Source organism: Microbulbifer sp. SAOS-129_SWC, assembly GCF_039696035.1.
GTDB lineage: Bacteria > Pseudomonadota > Gammaproteobacteria > Pseudomonadales > Cellvibrionaceae > Microbulbifer.
This window is the reverse complement of sequence record NZ_CP155567.1, coordinates 2,340,115-2,355,581: the sequence shown is the minus strand read 5'-3', so window position 1 is coordinate 2,355,581 and position 15,467 is coordinate 2,340,115. Positions and strand designations below refer to the sequence as shown.

General features: G+C 62.8%; 13 protein-coding genes. 5 read left to right on the top strand and 8 right to left on the bottom strand.

Annotated elements, in window-relative coordinates; genetic code table 11:
• The first annotated feature begins 7 nt into the window (after positions 1-7).
• Together ABDK11_RS10270 and ABDK11_RS10265 are read left to right on the top strand one after the other, a co-directional pair.
• Positions 8-943, top strand: a complete 936-nt coding sequence (locus ABDK11_RS10270; RefSeq protein WP_346836414.1) for a LysR family transcriptional regulator — start codon at positions 8-10, stop codon at positions 941-943.
• 196 nt (positions 944-1,139) lie between these two features.
• Positions 1,140-3,320, top strand: a complete 2,181-nt coding sequence (locus ABDK11_RS10265; RefSeq protein WP_346836413.1) for a malate synthase G — start codon at positions 1,140-1,142, stop codon at positions 3,318-3,320.
• A gap of 97 nt (positions 3,321-3,417) precedes the next feature.
• On the opposite strand, the gene ABDK11_RS10260 is transcribed toward ABDK11_RS10265, so the two are convergent.
• Positions 3,418-3,738, bottom strand: a complete 321-nt coding sequence (locus tag ABDK11_RS10260; protein WP_346836412.1) for a DUF202 domain-containing protein — start codon at positions 3,736-3,738, stop codon at positions 3,418-3,420.
• A 167-nt stretch (positions 3,739-3,905) separates the two neighbouring features.
• Between ABDK11_RS10260 and ABDK11_RS10255 the strand changes: the two genes are divergently transcribed.
• The 3 genes from ABDK11_RS10255 to ABDK11_RS10245 all read left to right on the top strand — a co-directional run bounded on the left by ABDK11_RS10255 (position 3,906) and on the right by ABDK11_RS10245 (position 8,166).
• The gene (locus ABDK11_RS10255) at positions 3,906-4,745 is read left to right on the top strand and encodes a formate dehydrogenase accessory sulfurtransferase FdhD (RefSeq protein ID WP_346836411.1); all 840 of its coding nucleotides are present in this window, start codon (positions 3,906-3,908) and stop codon (positions 4,743-4,745) included.
• Positions 4,746-4,817: 72 nt separating this feature from the next.
• Complete coding sequence (locus tag ABDK11_RS10250) at positions 4,818-7,148, top strand: FdhF/YdeP family oxidoreductase (RefSeq protein ID WP_346836410.1); 2,331 nt, start codon at positions 4,818-4,820, stop codon at positions 7,146-7,148.
• A 166-nt stretch (positions 7,149-7,314) separates the two neighbouring features.
• Complete coding sequence (locus ABDK11_RS10245) at positions 7,315-8,166, top strand: arylamine N-acetyltransferase (protein ID WP_346836409.1); 852 nt, start codon at positions 7,315-7,317, stop codon at positions 8,164-8,166.
• Between the two features lie 41 nt (positions 8,167-8,207).
• On the opposite strand, the gene ABDK11_RS10240 is transcribed toward ABDK11_RS10245, so the two are convergent.
• The 7 genes from ABDK11_RS10240 to mnmA form a co-directional block, all read right to left on the bottom strand.
• The gene (locus ABDK11_RS10240; RefSeq protein ID WP_346836408.1) at positions 8,208-9,695 is read right to left on the bottom strand and encodes a lytic polysaccharide monooxygenase; all 1,488 of its coding nucleotides are present in this window, start codon (positions 9,693-9,695) and stop codon (positions 8,208-8,210) included.
• A 256-nt stretch (positions 9,696-9,951) separates the two neighbouring features.
• A complete protein-coding gene (locus tag ABDK11_RS10235; protein ID WP_346836407.1) occupies positions 9,952-10,443 on the bottom strand; it encodes a hypothetical protein in 492 nt (163 codons plus the stop codon).
• Complete coding sequence (locus ABDK11_RS10230; RefSeq protein WP_346836406.1) at positions 10,436-10,858, bottom strand: GNAT family N-acetyltransferase; 423 nt, start codon at positions 10,856-10,858, stop codon at positions 10,436-10,438. The genes ABDK11_RS10235 and ABDK11_RS10230 overlap by 8 nt, the downstream gene beginning before the upstream one ends.
• Position 10,859: 1 nt before the next feature.
• Entirely contained in the window at positions 10,860-12,014 is a 1,155-nt protein-coding gene (locus ABDK11_RS10225; RefSeq protein ID WP_346836405.1) for a cupin domain-containing protein, read from the bottom strand.
• Between the two features lie 128 nt (positions 12,015-12,142).
• Positions 12,143-13,516: an adenylosuccinate lyase gene (purB, locus tag ABDK11_RS10220; RefSeq protein WP_346836404.1), complete on the bottom strand. Its 1,374-nt coding sequence runs from the start codon at positions 13,514-13,516 to the stop codon at positions 12,143-12,145.
• A gap of 16 nt (positions 13,517-13,532) precedes the next feature.
• On the bottom strand, positions 13,533-14,171 hold the full coding sequence (hflD, locus tag ABDK11_RS10215) for a high frequency lysogenization protein HflD (protein WP_346840193.1): 639 nt from the start codon (positions 14,169-14,171) through the stop codon (positions 13,533-13,535).
• Between the two features lie 41 nt (positions 14,172-14,212).
• Positions 14,213-15,346: a tRNA 2-thiouridine(34) synthase MnmA gene (mnmA, locus tag ABDK11_RS10210; protein WP_346836403.1), complete on the bottom strand. Its 1,134-nt coding sequence runs from the start codon at positions 15,344-15,346 to the stop codon at positions 14,213-14,215.
• Between the last annotated feature and the right edge of the window lie 121 nt (positions 15,347-15,467).

Below are 15,467 nucleotides of genomic sequence, written 5' to 3'. Positions count from 1 at the left end.
CAAATATATGAACCTCGAGAGAGCCGACCTCAACCTGCTCGTTTATCTGGATGTGTTGCTGCGCGAGCGCAACGTCACCCGCGCCGCCAACTATCTGGGCCTGTCCCAGCCGGCCATGAGCAACGGTCTCAAGCGCCTGCGCGACCTGTTTGACGACCCGCTGCTGGTGCGCACCCGCGAGGGCATGATGCCCACCGAGCGCGCGCTGGAGCTGCAGCCGATGGTGCGCGAGGCACTCGCCGCCATCGACCGGGTGGTGCAGCCCAATCGGGATTTCGACCCGGCCGCGGCGCGGCGCACTTTCCGCATCATGGCGAGCGACTACGCCGAGTCCACGCTGTTTCCGGCTCTGCTGATCCAGCTGCGCGAGCAGGCACCGGGCATCAGCCTGGATATCATGACCCCCAGCGATGTGAGCTTTGTGGATGTGGAGCAGGGCAAGGTGGACATGGTCATCAACCGCTTCGACAGCATGCCGCAGAGTTTCCACCAGGCCACGGTATGGCGGGATTCCTTCTCCTGTGTGATGCGCGCCGATAACCCGATCCTCGGCGACTACAATCTGCAGAGCTACCTGCGCGCGCAGCATATCTGGGTGTCGAAGACCGGTATGGGCGTCGGCGTGGGGGTCAACCCGGAAGACGTGCAGCGCCTCGGCTGGGTGGACGAGGCCATCGGCCGGCTGGGGGAGAAGCGCGAGATCACCGTGTTCACCCGCCACTACCAGGTGGCGATGCTGCTCGCGGAGCAGAGCGACCTGATTGTCACTGTACCCACGCGACTGGCCCTGCTGGCGCGCGACAATCCGCGTGTGGTGCGTCGCGACCCGCCGCTGGAGATTCCGCCACTGGAGCTGAAAATGGCCTGGAGCCCGCTGCTGCAGCAGAGCGCGCCGCACCGCTGGTTGCGGCGTCTGATTCTGGATGTGGGGCGGCAGCTGTAGCGGCCGGGTGGCGCTGTGCCCCCCGGCAATTTCGGCAGTGCACGATTTTCCTTGGGGGCCGGCATTCCCCTCCGCGGGCTTACTGGTCAACCTAAATTCTCGCGCTGAATAGTGAGAATAGCGGCTATAAATTAGCGATATGATTGGGCTGCTGTTTAGAATGCCGCAGAACCAACAGTCAATGAGAGGTCCGGATATGACGGAACGAGTCCAAATCGGTGATCTGCAGATCGCCCAGGCGCTGCACAAACTGGTGGTGGAAGAGGTGATTCCCGGGACCGGTATCGGCGCCGACGTCTTCTGGGCCGAATTCGGGCAAATTGTCCGCGACCTGGCGCCGTTGAACCGCGACCTGCTGGACCGGCGCGACCAGCTGCAGGCGCAGATTGACCAGTGGTATACCGACAACCCCGGCGGCTACCGCAATCTCGACCAGTACACCGCGTTCCTGCGCGAGATCGGCTATCTGGTCGACGAGCCCGCGGACGTCAACGCGACAACGGAGAATGTCGATACCGAGATTGCCATTCTGGCCGGCCCGCAGCTGGTGGTGCCGGTGATGAATGCGCGCTACGCGCTCAACGCCGCCAACGCGCGCTGGGGCAGCCTCTACGATGCCCTCTATGGCACCGATGTGATCAGCAAGGCCGACGGCGCGGAAAAAGGCAGCGGTTACAACCCGGTGCGCGGTGAGAAAGTGATTCACTACGCGCGCGAGTTTCTCGACCAGTCCGCGCCGCTCACCATTGGCAGCCACAAGGATGCGGTCAAATACCGCATCAACGGTTCGTTGCTGGAAGTGGAACTGTCCGGCGGCGATGTCGCCACCCTGCAGCAGGGTAGACAGTTCGCCGGCTACCGCGGTGACAGCGAGCGGCCGGAGGCGATACTGCTGCGCCAGCACGGCCTGCACTTCGAGATCCAGATCGATCGCCAGAGCCCCATCGGCAAGACAGACCCGGCCGGCATCAAAGATGTGCTGGTCGAGGCCGCGCTCACCACCATCATGGACTGCGAGGACTCAGTCGCCGCGGTCGATGCCGAAGACAAAGTGGCGGTTTACCGCAACTGGCTCGGCCTGATGAAGGGCGACCTGAGCGAGACCATCGACAAGGGCGGCGAGCGTATCGAGCGCACATTGAATCCGGATCGCGAGTACACCTCTCCCAACGGCAACCCCCTGGTGTTACCCGGGCGCAGCCTGATGTTTGTACGCAACGTCGGCCACCTGATGACCAACGAAGCGATTCTCGACAAAGACGGCAATGAAATACCCGAGGGCATTCTCGACGGTATGCTCACCAGCCTGATTGCACTGCACGATCTGCGCGGGAAAAGTGCGCGTAACAATTCGCGTACCGGCAGCATTTATATCGTCAAACCGAAAATGCACGGCCCTGAGGAAGTGGCTTTTGCCAATACACTTTTCAGCCGTATCGAGGATGCGCTCGGGCTGGAGCGCAACACCATCAAGATGGGCATCATGGACGAGGAACGCCGTACTACGGTGAACCTGAAAGCCTGCATCGCCGCGGCCAGCGAGCGCGTTGCGTTTATCAATACCGGTTTCCTCGATCGCACCGGCGACGAAATTCACACGTCCATGCTGGCCGGGCCGATGATCCGCAAGGGCGATATGAGACAGTCAAAATGGATTCAGGCCTATGAAGACTGGAACGTGGACACCGGTCTGGCAGCGGGGCTGAAGGGCAGGGCGCAGATCGGCAAGGGCATGTGGCCGATCCCCGACCAGATGGCGGCGATGATGCACGCCAAGCTGGCGCATCCGATGGCCGGCGCCAATACCGCCTGGGTACCGTCGCCCACCGCCGCCACCCTGCACGCGTTGCACTATCACAAGGTGGATGTGGCCAAGCGCCAGCAGGTGCTCGCCAGCCGCGCGCACGCGCACCTGGAGGACATCCTCACCGTACCGGTGGCCGAAGATCCCAACTGGAGCCCCGAGGAAATCCAGCGCGAGCTGGACAATAACGCCCAGGGCATTCTCGGCTATGTGGTGCGCTGGATCGACCAGGGTGTCGGCTGCTCCAAGGTGCCGGATATCAACGATGTGGGCCTGATGGAAGACCGCGCCACGCTGCGGATCTCGTCGCAGCATATCGCCAACTGGCTGAAGCAGGGCGTGGTCACGCGGGACCAGGTGCTGGAGACCATGCAGCGCATGGCCGCGGTGGTCGACCGACAGAATGCCGGGGATTCCGCTTATCTCGATATGGCGCCGGACTTCGACGACAGCATCGCCTTCCAGGCTGCCTGTGAACTGGTTTTCGAGGGCTGCGCCCAGCCCAACGGCTACACCGAACCGGTTTTGCATCGCCGCCGCCGGGAGTTCAAGGCGCGCCACCAGACATCGTAAGGTTCCGCTTGCCGCAATTGGTCAATGAAAAGCCCCGCATCTTGCGGGGCTTTTTTGGTCGGTGCATCTGCATTTGTCGCCACGCGCTGCATGGCAGTCAGGTGATATGCAGCGCAAAGAACACCATCAGCGCAAACAGGCTGAAGACCAGCCCCAATAACAGCAGGTCAATTGGTGCGGGTTTGTCGTCGAAGGATTCCAGGCGATCGATTTGCTTGCGGTGTATCTGCATGCGGATATAGGAAAGCAATACCACCAGGCCGCCGCTGACGATCAGGGCAATGTCTGACCAGACCGGAGTCTGCTGCCCCCCGAGCCTGGCGGCGGCGAGGCCGAAACCGACCACGGCGATCGCGGTGCGCACCCAGGCGAGAAAGGTGCGTTCATTGGCCGCGTGCTCGTTGAATTTATCCCGCATCCTGTCCCTCCGGCGCCTGTCACCGTTGCAGTGTCAGCATAGTCGCCTCCTATCCTGATTAAGCCGACAAATCTGCTTGTCTGCCGGATTGGTGGACTGTGCCGGTTTGCGATATCGCCACCGGGGTTTAGGATTGCTGTATTGCAGATACAGGATGGAATCCGACTATGCCCGAATTGCGCTGCGCGCCGATGACTTCTCCGCCCCACGAAGAACGGCGCGACGTCGGCAGTGGCGGCGACCGGCGCGATGCGGGAAGCGCGGACCACTATCATCCTCTGGCGGAAGAGGCCGCTGTCGCCATCAGTTACAACGGCCTCAATCACGCGGTGATGATGGCAACGCCGGCCGATCTCGAGGATTATGCCGTCGGCTTCAGTGTCTGCAACGGACTCGCCGCGGCGGAAAAGGACATTCTTGATATTGTCATCGCCCGGCATCGGGACAGCGCTACCGTCGATATCACCGTTACCCAGCGTGCCTTCCAGCAGCTCAAGTACGCGCGCCGCGCCCAGACCGGTGGCAGCGGCTGCGGGCTCTGCGGTGTGGCCGCGCTGGAACAGGCGCTGGCGCAACCGGTGTGGGATGGCGAACCTGCCCATGCCGCGCTGCCGCCCGCGCCGCATCTGCACGACCTGCGCCGGCGTTTCGAGCGCGCGCAGCAACACCTGCGGCGCAGTGGCGCCATGCACGCCGCCCTGTATGTGGATGCGAGTGGTGAAACCCGGCTGTGCCGCGAGGATATCGGCCGCCACAATGCGCTGGACAAACTGATCGGCGCCTGTCTGCGTGCCAACATCGATCTGCGCAGCGGCTTCGTCGCTGTCACCAGTCGCTGTGGCCTGGAACTGGTGCAGAAAGCCGCAGGCGTGCGGGTCGGCACCCTGGTGAGCCTGTCGTCGCCGACGGATATCAGTGTGCGCTGGGCGCGCGAGCAACGGCTCAACCTGATTCACCAGCCGGCGGGTGATCCCGCCCGTATTTACAGCCCCGTCGTGGAAACCTGAATCTAGAGGATTGCGTCTCAGTCGAGCCGCCCGATTCCAGCCGCCAGCGTACATCAGTCGCAAGGAGCACCGATGAAACCACCCATCAAACCCTTCCGCTTTCGCCCCTACGAGCGGCCCGCCGCAGGCTGGGGCGCGCTGCGCAGCGTCGCCCATACCACGCTGGACAGTGGGCAGGCATTCGACAACACGCGCCTGCTATTTCGCATCAATCAGGACGGTGGCTACGATTGCCCCAGCTGTGCCTGGGGCGAGGCGCCGGATGAAGGGCGCATCCGCTTCTGCGAAAACGGCGCCAAGGCGACCAACTGGGAAGCAACCAAACGCGGGGTCGACGCGGCATTTTTCCGCGAGCACAGCGTCGAACAGCTGCTGCAGCACGACGACTACTGGCTGGAGTACCAGGGCCGGCTGACCGAGCCGATGGTTTTCGACCGCGAATCGGGACACTACCGGCCGATCAGCTGGGACGACGCCTTCGCGCTGATCGCGCGGCACTTGAACGACCTGGATTCTGCCGATGAAGCGGCGTTCTACACCTCGGGGCGCGCCAGCAACGAGGTGGCCTTCCTGTACCAGCTGTTCGCCCGGATCTATGGCACCAACAATTTGCCCGACTGTTCGAACATGTGCCACGAGGCGAGCGGTGTGGCGATGAAAGAGAGTATCGGTGTCGGCAAGGGCACCTGTACTTATGAAGATCTGGGGCGCGCCAACGCGATCTTTATCTTCGGCCAGAACCCGGGCACCAACTCCCCGCGCATGCTGGACCCTCTGAGCCGGGCCGCGCGCCGCGGCGCCAGGATAGTGGCGTTCAATCCGCTGCTGGAGCCGGGCCTGAAGCGCTTCCAGGCGCCCCAGCATCCGGTAGAAATGTTAACCGACGGATCCACGCCCATCAGCAGTGACTATTTCCGGCCGGCGCTCGGCGGCGATATGGCGGTGGTGCGCGGCATTGCCAAGCTGTTGTTCGAGCGCCAGCGGGCGGCCGAAGAGGGCGGCGACGCGGGCAACAATGCGCCGCTGGATCTGGCTTTTATTCGTGAACACTGCAGCGGTTTTGACGAATACCGGACCCTGGTGGAGGAAACCCGCTGGGAACATATCCTGGGGCAGAGCGGACTGGAAAAGTCTGAGCTGGAGCGCATCGCGGATATCTACACCGCCAGTGAGCGGGTCATTTTTGCCTGGGGTATGGGTATCACCCAGCAGTACCACTCCGTGGCCACCATCCAGGAAATGACCAACCTGCTGCTAATGCGCGGGCAGATTGGCCTGCCGGGTGCGGGGCTGTGCCCGGTGCGCGGGCACAGCAATGTCCAGGGTGATCGCACCATGGGTATCAACGACCGACCGGGGCCGGCTCTGCTCGATGCGCTCGAAAAGCGCTTCGGCTTCAACTGCCCGCGCGAAGATGGTGTCAATGTCGTCACGAGTATCGCCGCGATGCTCGAGGGGCGGGTCAAGGTCTTTATCGGCCTGGGGGGCAACTTTGCCCAGGCGACACCGGACCACCCGCGCACCCACAAGGCGCTGCAGTCCTGCCGGCTCACGGTGCACATCAGCACCAAGCTGAACCGCAGCCACCTGGTCACCGGGCGCGAGGCGCTGATCCTGCCGTGCCTCGGTAGAACCGATATCGATCACCAGGCCGGCGGGCCCCAGGCCGTGACCGTGGAAGACACGTTCAGCATGGTGCACGCATCGCGCGGGCAGCTGGAACCCCTGTCACCGCAAATGCGCTCCGAGCCGGCCATCGTGGCCGGAATCGCCCATGCGACAGTCGGCAACGATGTCGTCGATTGGCTGTCACTGATCGACGATTACAGCAAAATTCGCGAAATGATTGCCGACGTCATCCCCGGTTTTGAGGATTTCAACAGCAGACTCGAACAGCCCGGCGGCTTTTATCTGCAGAATGCTGCAGGCCAGCGGCGCTGGAAAACCGACAGCCAGCGCGCCAACTTTGTCAGTAACCCGCTGCTGGAATCCCTGCTGCGCGACGGCGTGCGGCAAAAAGCGCGCAAGCCCGACCTGATGTTGCAGACGATGCGTTCCCACGATCAGTTCAATACCACGGTTTACAGCCTCGATGACCGCTATCGCGGAATCACCGGCGGGCGTCATGTGCTGTTCACCAATCGCAAGGATATCGAGCGGCTCGGACTGGAGGCGGGGCAAAAAGTGGACATCGTCTCCCTGTGGGACGATGACATAGAGCGCCGCGTGCGGGGATTTACCGTGATCGATTACGATATTCCAGCGGGTTCCGCGGCCGCCTATTATCCGGAAGCCAACCCGCTGGTGCCGCTGGAAAGCTACGGGGTCGGCAGCTTTACGCCGACATCAAAGCTGATCGCCATCTGTATCGAGCCGAACACGGCACCGGAGCGCATCGTTTGAAAACGATGACAACCGGAAAGCGATCACGACAGCCGGGCGTGTACGAATGGGTCCGCGGACGCCCGGCGGATCGCAGCGAAAGAATTTCCTCCCGGCTGTTGACCTCAACTTAGCTTGAGGTCCTAAGCTGCTCCCATTGTTCAACGGCAACCGGGAAGCAGCCACAATGAATACGAACACTTTCGACCTCGACGCCTATCTGCAGCGCATCGGCTTTCGCGGGCGACCAGCGGTGAATCTGGAAACGCTCACCGCCCTGATCAGCCACCACACGCGCACCATTCCATTTGAAAACCTGAATCCATTTCTCGGCTGGCCGGTGGAAACCGAACTGGCCGCGGTGGCCCACAAACTGGTGAACTCCCGGCGCGGCGGTTATTGCTTTGAGCAGAATGCGCTGCTGCGCGCGGCGTTGCTGGCCATCGGTTTTTCGGCCGACGGTCTGGCGGCGCGAGTGCTGTGGCAGCAGCCGGCGGGCCACCAGGCGGCGCAGTCGCACATGATATTGCGGGTAACGCTGGAGCAGACTGCCTATCTGGTGGATGTCGGTTTCGGTGGCCACACGCCGACTGCGCCACTGCGCATGGACGAACCGCGCGCGCAGGCTACACCGCAGGGCAGTTACCGGATCAGACCGATCGAGGGTGAATTCTTGCTGGAAAGCAAAGCGTCGCAGGCTGCCGGAGATCACGACTGGCAGCCGGTGTACCGCTTCAATCTGCACAAGCAGTCCGCCGGGGATTACAAGGTTTTCAACTGGTATTGCTCCACGCACCCGGAATCGCGTTTCGTCAATCACCTGGTGGCTGCGCGCGCTTTCAGTGGCGGCCGCCACACACTGTTCGACCGCACACTCAGTTACCATCCGGTGCAGGGGCCAAAAACCACACTGCTCCTGGCCGGGCCGCGGGAACTGCGCGATGCGCTGAGCAGCGTCTTCGATATCCAGCTGCCGGCGGATGCCGCCGTTGAACGGGGACTGCAGAGACTGTTTGTTGCGCCGGCACGCCAGGCGTGATGAGTGCGGCCCTCTCCCGCGAGCGGGAGAGGGCTGCGCGGTTACAGCTGGGTCCAGGCGTCCTGCCAGTTTACGCCGCTGCCCGGCGCGTAGTGGTAGGCGCTGTCGATATTGCACCAGTCGCCGTAGGGCCAGGGCCGGCACTGGTAGCGGTTACCATCGCTACCCAGCACGACGGTTTCGCCCGGCACATAGCTGCCGATACCGTCCGGATAGGCATAGTCGTAGTTGCCGCCGCTACCGCCACCGGTGTCGCCACTGGCACTGTGGTTGATATCGACGCTGGCAGCATCGCCGAGCTCACCGTCGCTGACGCTGAGCGAAACGGTTACCGTCTGGTCCGCCGTCGGTTCTGCGAGGCTCAGGGTCACATTGGCGCCGCTGGTGCTGCTGAGGCTCGCGCCGGTTCCGGCCGTGATACTCCAGCTGTAGGTCAGCGCATCCCCATCCGGATCACTGGAACCCGCCGCTGACAGCGATACACTGCCGGCGCCAGTGAGAGCAGCGGGGTCCGCCGCGACAACCGCGACCGGCGCGCTGTTGCCAGCGGGAATGTCGAATTCCACTTGATGGCTCAGGTCCATATCTGCCTGGGTGAAGACCCGGTTTGCCGACGCCGATTGCACCGGTGTAATCGCGCCGCTATCCGGGTCGAGTACGCCGATGCGCGCGTACTGGGACTGGCTGTTGACGTACTGGGCAAAAGCGTAGGCCCACTCGGCGGCGGTCATGTCCGCGGCGAGCGAGTAGGGCAGGCTCTCGACATCGTTGCCACCACTGTTGAACAGCCGCAGTGTCACGGTGCTACCGGCGACCAGATCACTCTGTGCATTGAGCGCTCCTTCATCGGCCCAGGGGCTGCTGGTGCCATCGCCGAGCACGACATCGGTACAGGTGTAAAACGCTTCGGGGCTGTCGGCGCGCTGCCACACGGTGTAGATCACATGCTTGCCGGTGACCGATGGCAGCGGGCAGTTGAGGGTGTAGTGATTGTCGGCGCCGAGCGCCACATTGCCGAGGCGGCAGAACTCGAACAGGTCACTCCACTTCAACGGGGTATCGCCGCTGTAACCCTGGCGGGTGACATAGAAGATCCACTCCTGGGTGGCGTGGGGCGCGGTGGCATAGAACTCGAAGTCGAAGGTCCCGTCAGCCTTGGGGGCGATCGGTGTCGCCTGCCAGTCGGGGCGCGCGAGGTCGAGTCCGGCAAATTCGGCACCGCCGCCGGAACAGAGCTGGCCGTCCGGTACCACCGTTTGGTGATCGCCGGCGGCGTTGCCCTGGCGAATGCTGTTCCAGTCGTAGAAAGCCTGGGACCCGGCGACATCTTTCGCCGCGGCGCAGGCGGGATCCGAGGGGTTCTCGGGGTTGTCGAGAAAACATTTGTACACCCGGCTCTCCGGTACCACCATCGTGCCGTGTGCCATCGCCCGGGTGCCAGGGAGCAGGCAACCCGCCACCAGGGCCACGGCCAACTGGCGGGGAAGCCGCAGCGATAGCCGGGTGTGCGGCGCTGTGCGCATTTTCATGGGATTCTCCTTCTGTATTGTTGTTATCAATTCCTGTGTGCCGCCATGGATCTAAGGCCCGTTGCGGGCCGTTTTTCTAACTCAGGCGGAAAAGACAGCAATAGCGCGCTGGTGACAGCGCTGTCTTTCGGAATTCATGCTAACGGAATTTCCCCGTTGCCCAAGGCAATCTCGCGCCACGGCCAGGGTAGGTGCGGTCTGGATGTCGGAAATGTGCTGTCCGCCGCACTTGCGGCGCGGAATGGTTCGGGAACGGTCAGAGTTGTAGTCGACGCAGATTCGGGTCGGCCGCCGCCAGCGGCCACTCGCGCTCAAAGGCATCGCCAAGCTGGCGCGCGCGTGCCGGGTTGGCGCGTTCAAACAACCCGCACCACTGCCGGCGATCGTCGCACACCACCAGCTGACGGCCATCGGCGATGGCAAACTCCCAGTCCGGGGTGTCCACGGTCGCCTCAATACGGCGCAGTTCAATTCGCGAACTCAGGCGCTGGAAGAGGGCGGCGACCCGGTGAAAGCGGCGCACCATCGGTTCGGTGTCCCGTACCAGCAGGCGCACACGGGCAACGCGGCTGCTGCGGGCAAAATCCGACAGCGCCTCGGTCACGCCGGCATCGTGATACAGCGCGTGCGCCAATTGCGCGGAGAAGATATCCACTTCGCGACTGGCGCCGCGCAGCAGCTCGACCATCGCGTAGCGAAACTGCTCGAGATCGGCCAGCGCCTGTGCGCTCTGCCCGCTGTCAGCCAAGAGCGCGCACCATTTTCACATGCGGGATATCGGCTTCACTGAAAACCCCGCCCGCGGTGCTGAAACCGGCCTTGTGGTAGAAGTCTTCGGCGTGGCATTGGGCGTGCAGGTAGACCTCCTTGTCGCCGCGCTGCCGCGCGAAGTCGCAGATCTGTGCCAGCAGGCGTAGGCCCAGGCCGGTACCGCGCTCGCACTGGAGAATCGCCATACGGCCGATCTTGCCACTCGGCAGCAGGCGCCCGGTGCCCACCGCCGTGCCATCGCGCAGGACCAGGAAGTGCTGCGCCCGCGCTTCGCAATCATCCCATTCGATTTTCGGGTCCACCTGCTGTTCGCGCACAAATACCGCGTCGCGCACGCTGCGAATCTGCTCGCGTTCCCGCGCCCAGTCGGCGGGCCGAATTTCCACGCTCATGTCAGAAGTCCTCGGGCGGATAGATCAGCGTGCCCTGCGCCACCAGCAACTCGATCGGGCCACCGGCCGCGGCCATTTGCGGATGGCGCTCGACATCCGCCTGCACAATCCGGTGCGTCTGGCAGAATTGCTCGGCAAAGGGCAGGGGAGCGGGGAAGCTCTCGCCGTCCACAAACAGGGTCTCCGGATCGCGACAGAAGGCGCAGCGCGATGCCGGGTTCAGCACCAGCTCGGCGCCCTGCGCCAGTTGCTCGCGCCAGTCGTCGGCGCTGCCCGCATCCAGCGCCACGGTATCCGGGTACTTGGCTTCGGTCATGACCGCACCGAACCACTGCGCGATATTCTGTGGCTGCTGCAGCCACTCCTGCAACTGCGCGCGCAACCCCTGTACCGAAGCGGGATCGATTTCCGCCGGCGCTGTGGCCGGTGCCCGGCCCGCATCGGTATAGCGCAGATGTTCCGGCAGACCGTGCGCCAGCTCCGCGGCCAGGTCCTCGAGGATCGTGCGCGCCGACGGCGCCCGAAAACCGATGGAAATGGTCGTGCAACCGCCCTCGGCCACGCCCCAGTGGCTGTATTGCGGCGGCAGGTAGAGCATGTCGCCGGGCTCCAGCACCCAGCTGTCCTCGGCGGTGAATTCACGCAGGATCTTCAGCGGCGTGCCCTCTACGCGCGGGCTGCTTTCATCCGCTTTCGCGCCCACCTGCCAGCGGCGTTTGCCTTCCGCCTGCAGCAGGAACACATCGTAGTAATCGAAATGCGGCCCGACACTGCCCTGATCGGCGGCATAGCTGATCATCACATCGTCCAGGCGCCAATCCGGAATAAAGCGAAACGCCTGCTTCAGTTCCGCCAGTTCCGACAGCCACTGGTCCACCGCCTGCACCAGCAGGGTCCAGTGTGTTTTCGGCAGGGACAGGAAATCTTCTTCGCTAAACGGCCCGTTGCGCAGTTCCCAGGGGCCGCTTTCGCCATTTTCCAGTACCAGCCGCGACTCCACCGCCTCTTCCAGCGCCATCCCGGCGAGTTCCTCACCGGAAATTGGCGACTCGAAGTCGGGGAAGGCGTTGCGGATCAGCAGCGGCTTCTGCTGCCAGTAGTCGCGCATGAATTCGGCGACGGGCATATTGCCCAGATTAGTAAGAGGTTTGACCACGATCGTGCACCAGGCATCAGGACGTGGCACTTGGCTCGCAAACCGGGAGGGAGAGCGCCCTCCCGGTTCGGCACAAGGCCAGCGGGATAGGAAAAAACGGGCGCGTAGCGCCCGTCAAAGAGTCGAAATCAAATCTTGTTGGCCTGATCCACGGCGTTGCCGATATAGCTCGCCGGGGTCATCTCGTGCAAGGCCTTCTTGGCTTCCGCCGGAATCTCGAGTTTCTCGATAAACGCTTTCAGCGTCTCGCGGTTGATGCCCTGGCCACGGGTCAGCGCCTTCAATTTCTCGTAGGGCTCTTCGATGTTGTAGCGGCGCATGACGGTCTGGATCGGTTCCGCCAGTACTTCCCAGGCGTTGTCGAGGTCGGCCGCCAGGCGCTCGCGGTTGAGTTCCAGTTTGCCCAGGCCCTTCAGTGTGGCCTCGTACGCGATCACCGCGTAGCCGGCACCCACGCCCATATTGCGCAACACGGTGGAATCGGTCAGGTCGCGCTGCCAGCGGGAGATCGGCAGTTTGGCCGCCAGGTGCTGGAACACCGCATTAGCCAGGCCCAGGTTACCCTCGGAGTTCTCGAAGTCGATCGGATTGACCTTGTGCGGCATGGTGGAAGAGCCCACTTCACCCGCCACGACCTTCTGCTTGAAGTAACCCAGAGAGATGTAGCCCCAGATATCGCGGTCGAAATCGATCAGGATGGTATTGAAACGCGCGACTGCGTCGAACAGCTCGGCGATATAGTCGTGCGGCTCGATCTGGGTGGTGTAGGGGTTCCAGCTCAGGCCCAGGGAGGTCACGAACTCCTCGGCATTTTTCTCCCAGTCTACCTCCGGGTAAGCCGACAGGTGCGCATTGTAGTTACCCACGGCACCGTTGATCTTGCCCAGCAGTTCGACGCTGTGGATCTGCTGTACCTGGCGGCGCAGTCGCGCCACCACGTTGGCCAGTTCCTTGCCTACGGTAGTGGGGCTGGCGGTCTGACCGTGGGTGCGTGACAGCATTGGCACGTCGGCAAACTTCTGGGCCAGCTCGGCCACGACGCTGACAATGCGATTCATCGCCGGCAGCAGCACCTGGTCGCGGCCGGCGCGCAGCATCAGCGCGTGGGACAGGTTGTTGATGTCTTCGGAGGTGCAGGCAAAGTGCACGAACTCGCCGACTTTGGCCAGTGCCTCGTTAGCGGAAATTTTTTCCTTGAGGAAATACTCCACCGCCTTCACATCGTGATTGGTGGTGCGCTCGATTTCCTTGATACGCCGGGCATCATCGATGGAAAACTCGGCCACGATACTGTCGAGCAATGTCGTCGCTGCGCCATCGAACAGCTGCACCTCGGCAATCTCCGGGTGGCGGGAGAGCTGTTGCAGCCAGCGTACCTCGACCTCCACGCGGGCGCGGATCAGGCCGTATTCGCTGAAGATATCCCGCAATGGCGCGGTCTTGCTTTCATAGCGGCCATCGATGGGGGAAACCGCGGTCAGTGCGGATAACTCGACTGTCATTGATTCAACTCCAGGTTCAGAAATTGGTGGATTCGGTTTGCGCGATCAGTGTGTCGGTCGCGGCGAGTAATTTTTTGCGCTGGAATAACAGGTGCAGGCGGCTACCGCCGACCTGGCGCCACAGGGTGGCGGCGCGCACGCCGGCAAACAGCATAGTGCGGATCTGGTTGGCGATACGCTGCTGCTGCAGGAAATTGAAATCGCCGAGCACCTGGATGCGAAAGCGGAAAGTGCTCAACGTATCGCTGTAAATGCTGGCGAGATTGGAAAACACATTTTCGTGGCCGAGACTGAAGTGCTCCGCCTGCTGCTGGGCCTTCTCCAGGCGGCTGCCGATGATTTCCAGCAGATCCTTGTTCTTCGCCAGCTGACGCTGCAGATACAGGATCGACAGCGCGTAGCGGAGGCTGTCGGTGTACTCGGGGTGCTGGCGCGAACGCAGCAGTTGGCGCGAGACTTCCAGGCCCGGGCGAATTTTTTCTACACCGCCAAAAACATCCTCGGCGCGATCCGGGTTAACCTGAAACAGGCTGTAAATACCGGTCTCCATCTGGTCCGTGGGCGCGTTGCCGGTTTTCGCCAGGCGCTCCACGAGTACCGCAGACTGGAATATTCCCGCCAGCGCCAGTGCTTCATCCCGCCAGTTAGTCAAAATCGCTCCTTAATTCCCCGTGGAAGTTGCCGGTAACCCGGCGCTCAGACGGTGCCGACGCCGGTGGCCCGCTCGATAACCGCGCCGCCGAGGCAGATGTCGCCATCGTACAGCACCAGCGATTGCCCGGGTGTGATGGCACGCTGGGGCTCGTCAAACGTCACCACCAGATCGCCATTGTCGCGCACCGTCACGGTACAGTCCTGGTCCGGCTGGCGGTAGCGCGTCTTGGCGCGGCAGCGGAAGGTGTCTGCCGGCGCGGCCCCGTTGATCCAGTGGGTCTGGGCGGCCTCCAGCCCGGTGGCGTAGAGCAGCGGGTGGTGCTTGCCCTGGGCCACCAGAAGCACGTTGCGCTGCAGATCCTTGCCCACCACGTACCAGGGCTCATCACCGCTGCCCTTGACCCCACCGATGCCGAGGCCCTGGCGCTGGCCGATGGTGTGATACATCAGCCCCGCGTGGCGCCCCATGATTTCGCCCTCGGGTGTCTCCATATCCCCGGGCTGGGCCGGCAGATATTGCTCGAGGAAGTCCTTGAAGCGGCGTTCGCCGATAAAGCAGATACCGGTGCTGTCTTTCTTGTCATGGGTAATGAAGCCGTTTTCCCCGGCGATGCGGCGCACCTCCGGCTTTTCCAGCTCTCCCACGGGAAACAGGGACTTGGCAAACTCTGCCTCACCCACGGCGTGCAGGAAATAGCTCTGGTCCTTGTTCGGATCCAGCCCCTTGAGCAGGTAGGTGCGGCCGTCGATATCCTTGCGCCGCGCGTAGTGGCCGGTGGCAATGGCGTCGGCACCGAGCATTTCCGCGTACTCGAGGAAGACCTTGAACTTGATCTCGCGGTTGCAGAGGATGTCCGGATTCGGCGTGCGGCCTGCCTTGTACTCCGCAAGGAAGTACTCGAACACGTGGTCCCAGTATTCGGCGGCAAAATTGGCCGTATGCAACTTGATGCCCAGGCGGTCGCACACCGCCTGGGCATCCGCCAGATCCGCCTTGGCGGTGCAGTACTCGGTGCCGTCGTCCTCATCCCAGTTCTTCATGAACAGCCCCTCGACCTGATAGCCCTGCTGCATCAGCAGCAGGGCGGCCACGGAGGAGTCCACACCGCCGGACATACCGACGATGACGCGCCGGGGAAGGTCGCGCTGGGGCTGTTTCAGGTTGCTATCAGACATAAATGAGGACTATCGGAAGCCGCTGGCTGTTAAAAAGGGGGCGAATTTTACCCGTGTTTGGGGTCTGTGACCAAGAGTGCGGTTACGCGGGGCTGTCGCGGCCGGGAAACCGCCACCTCAC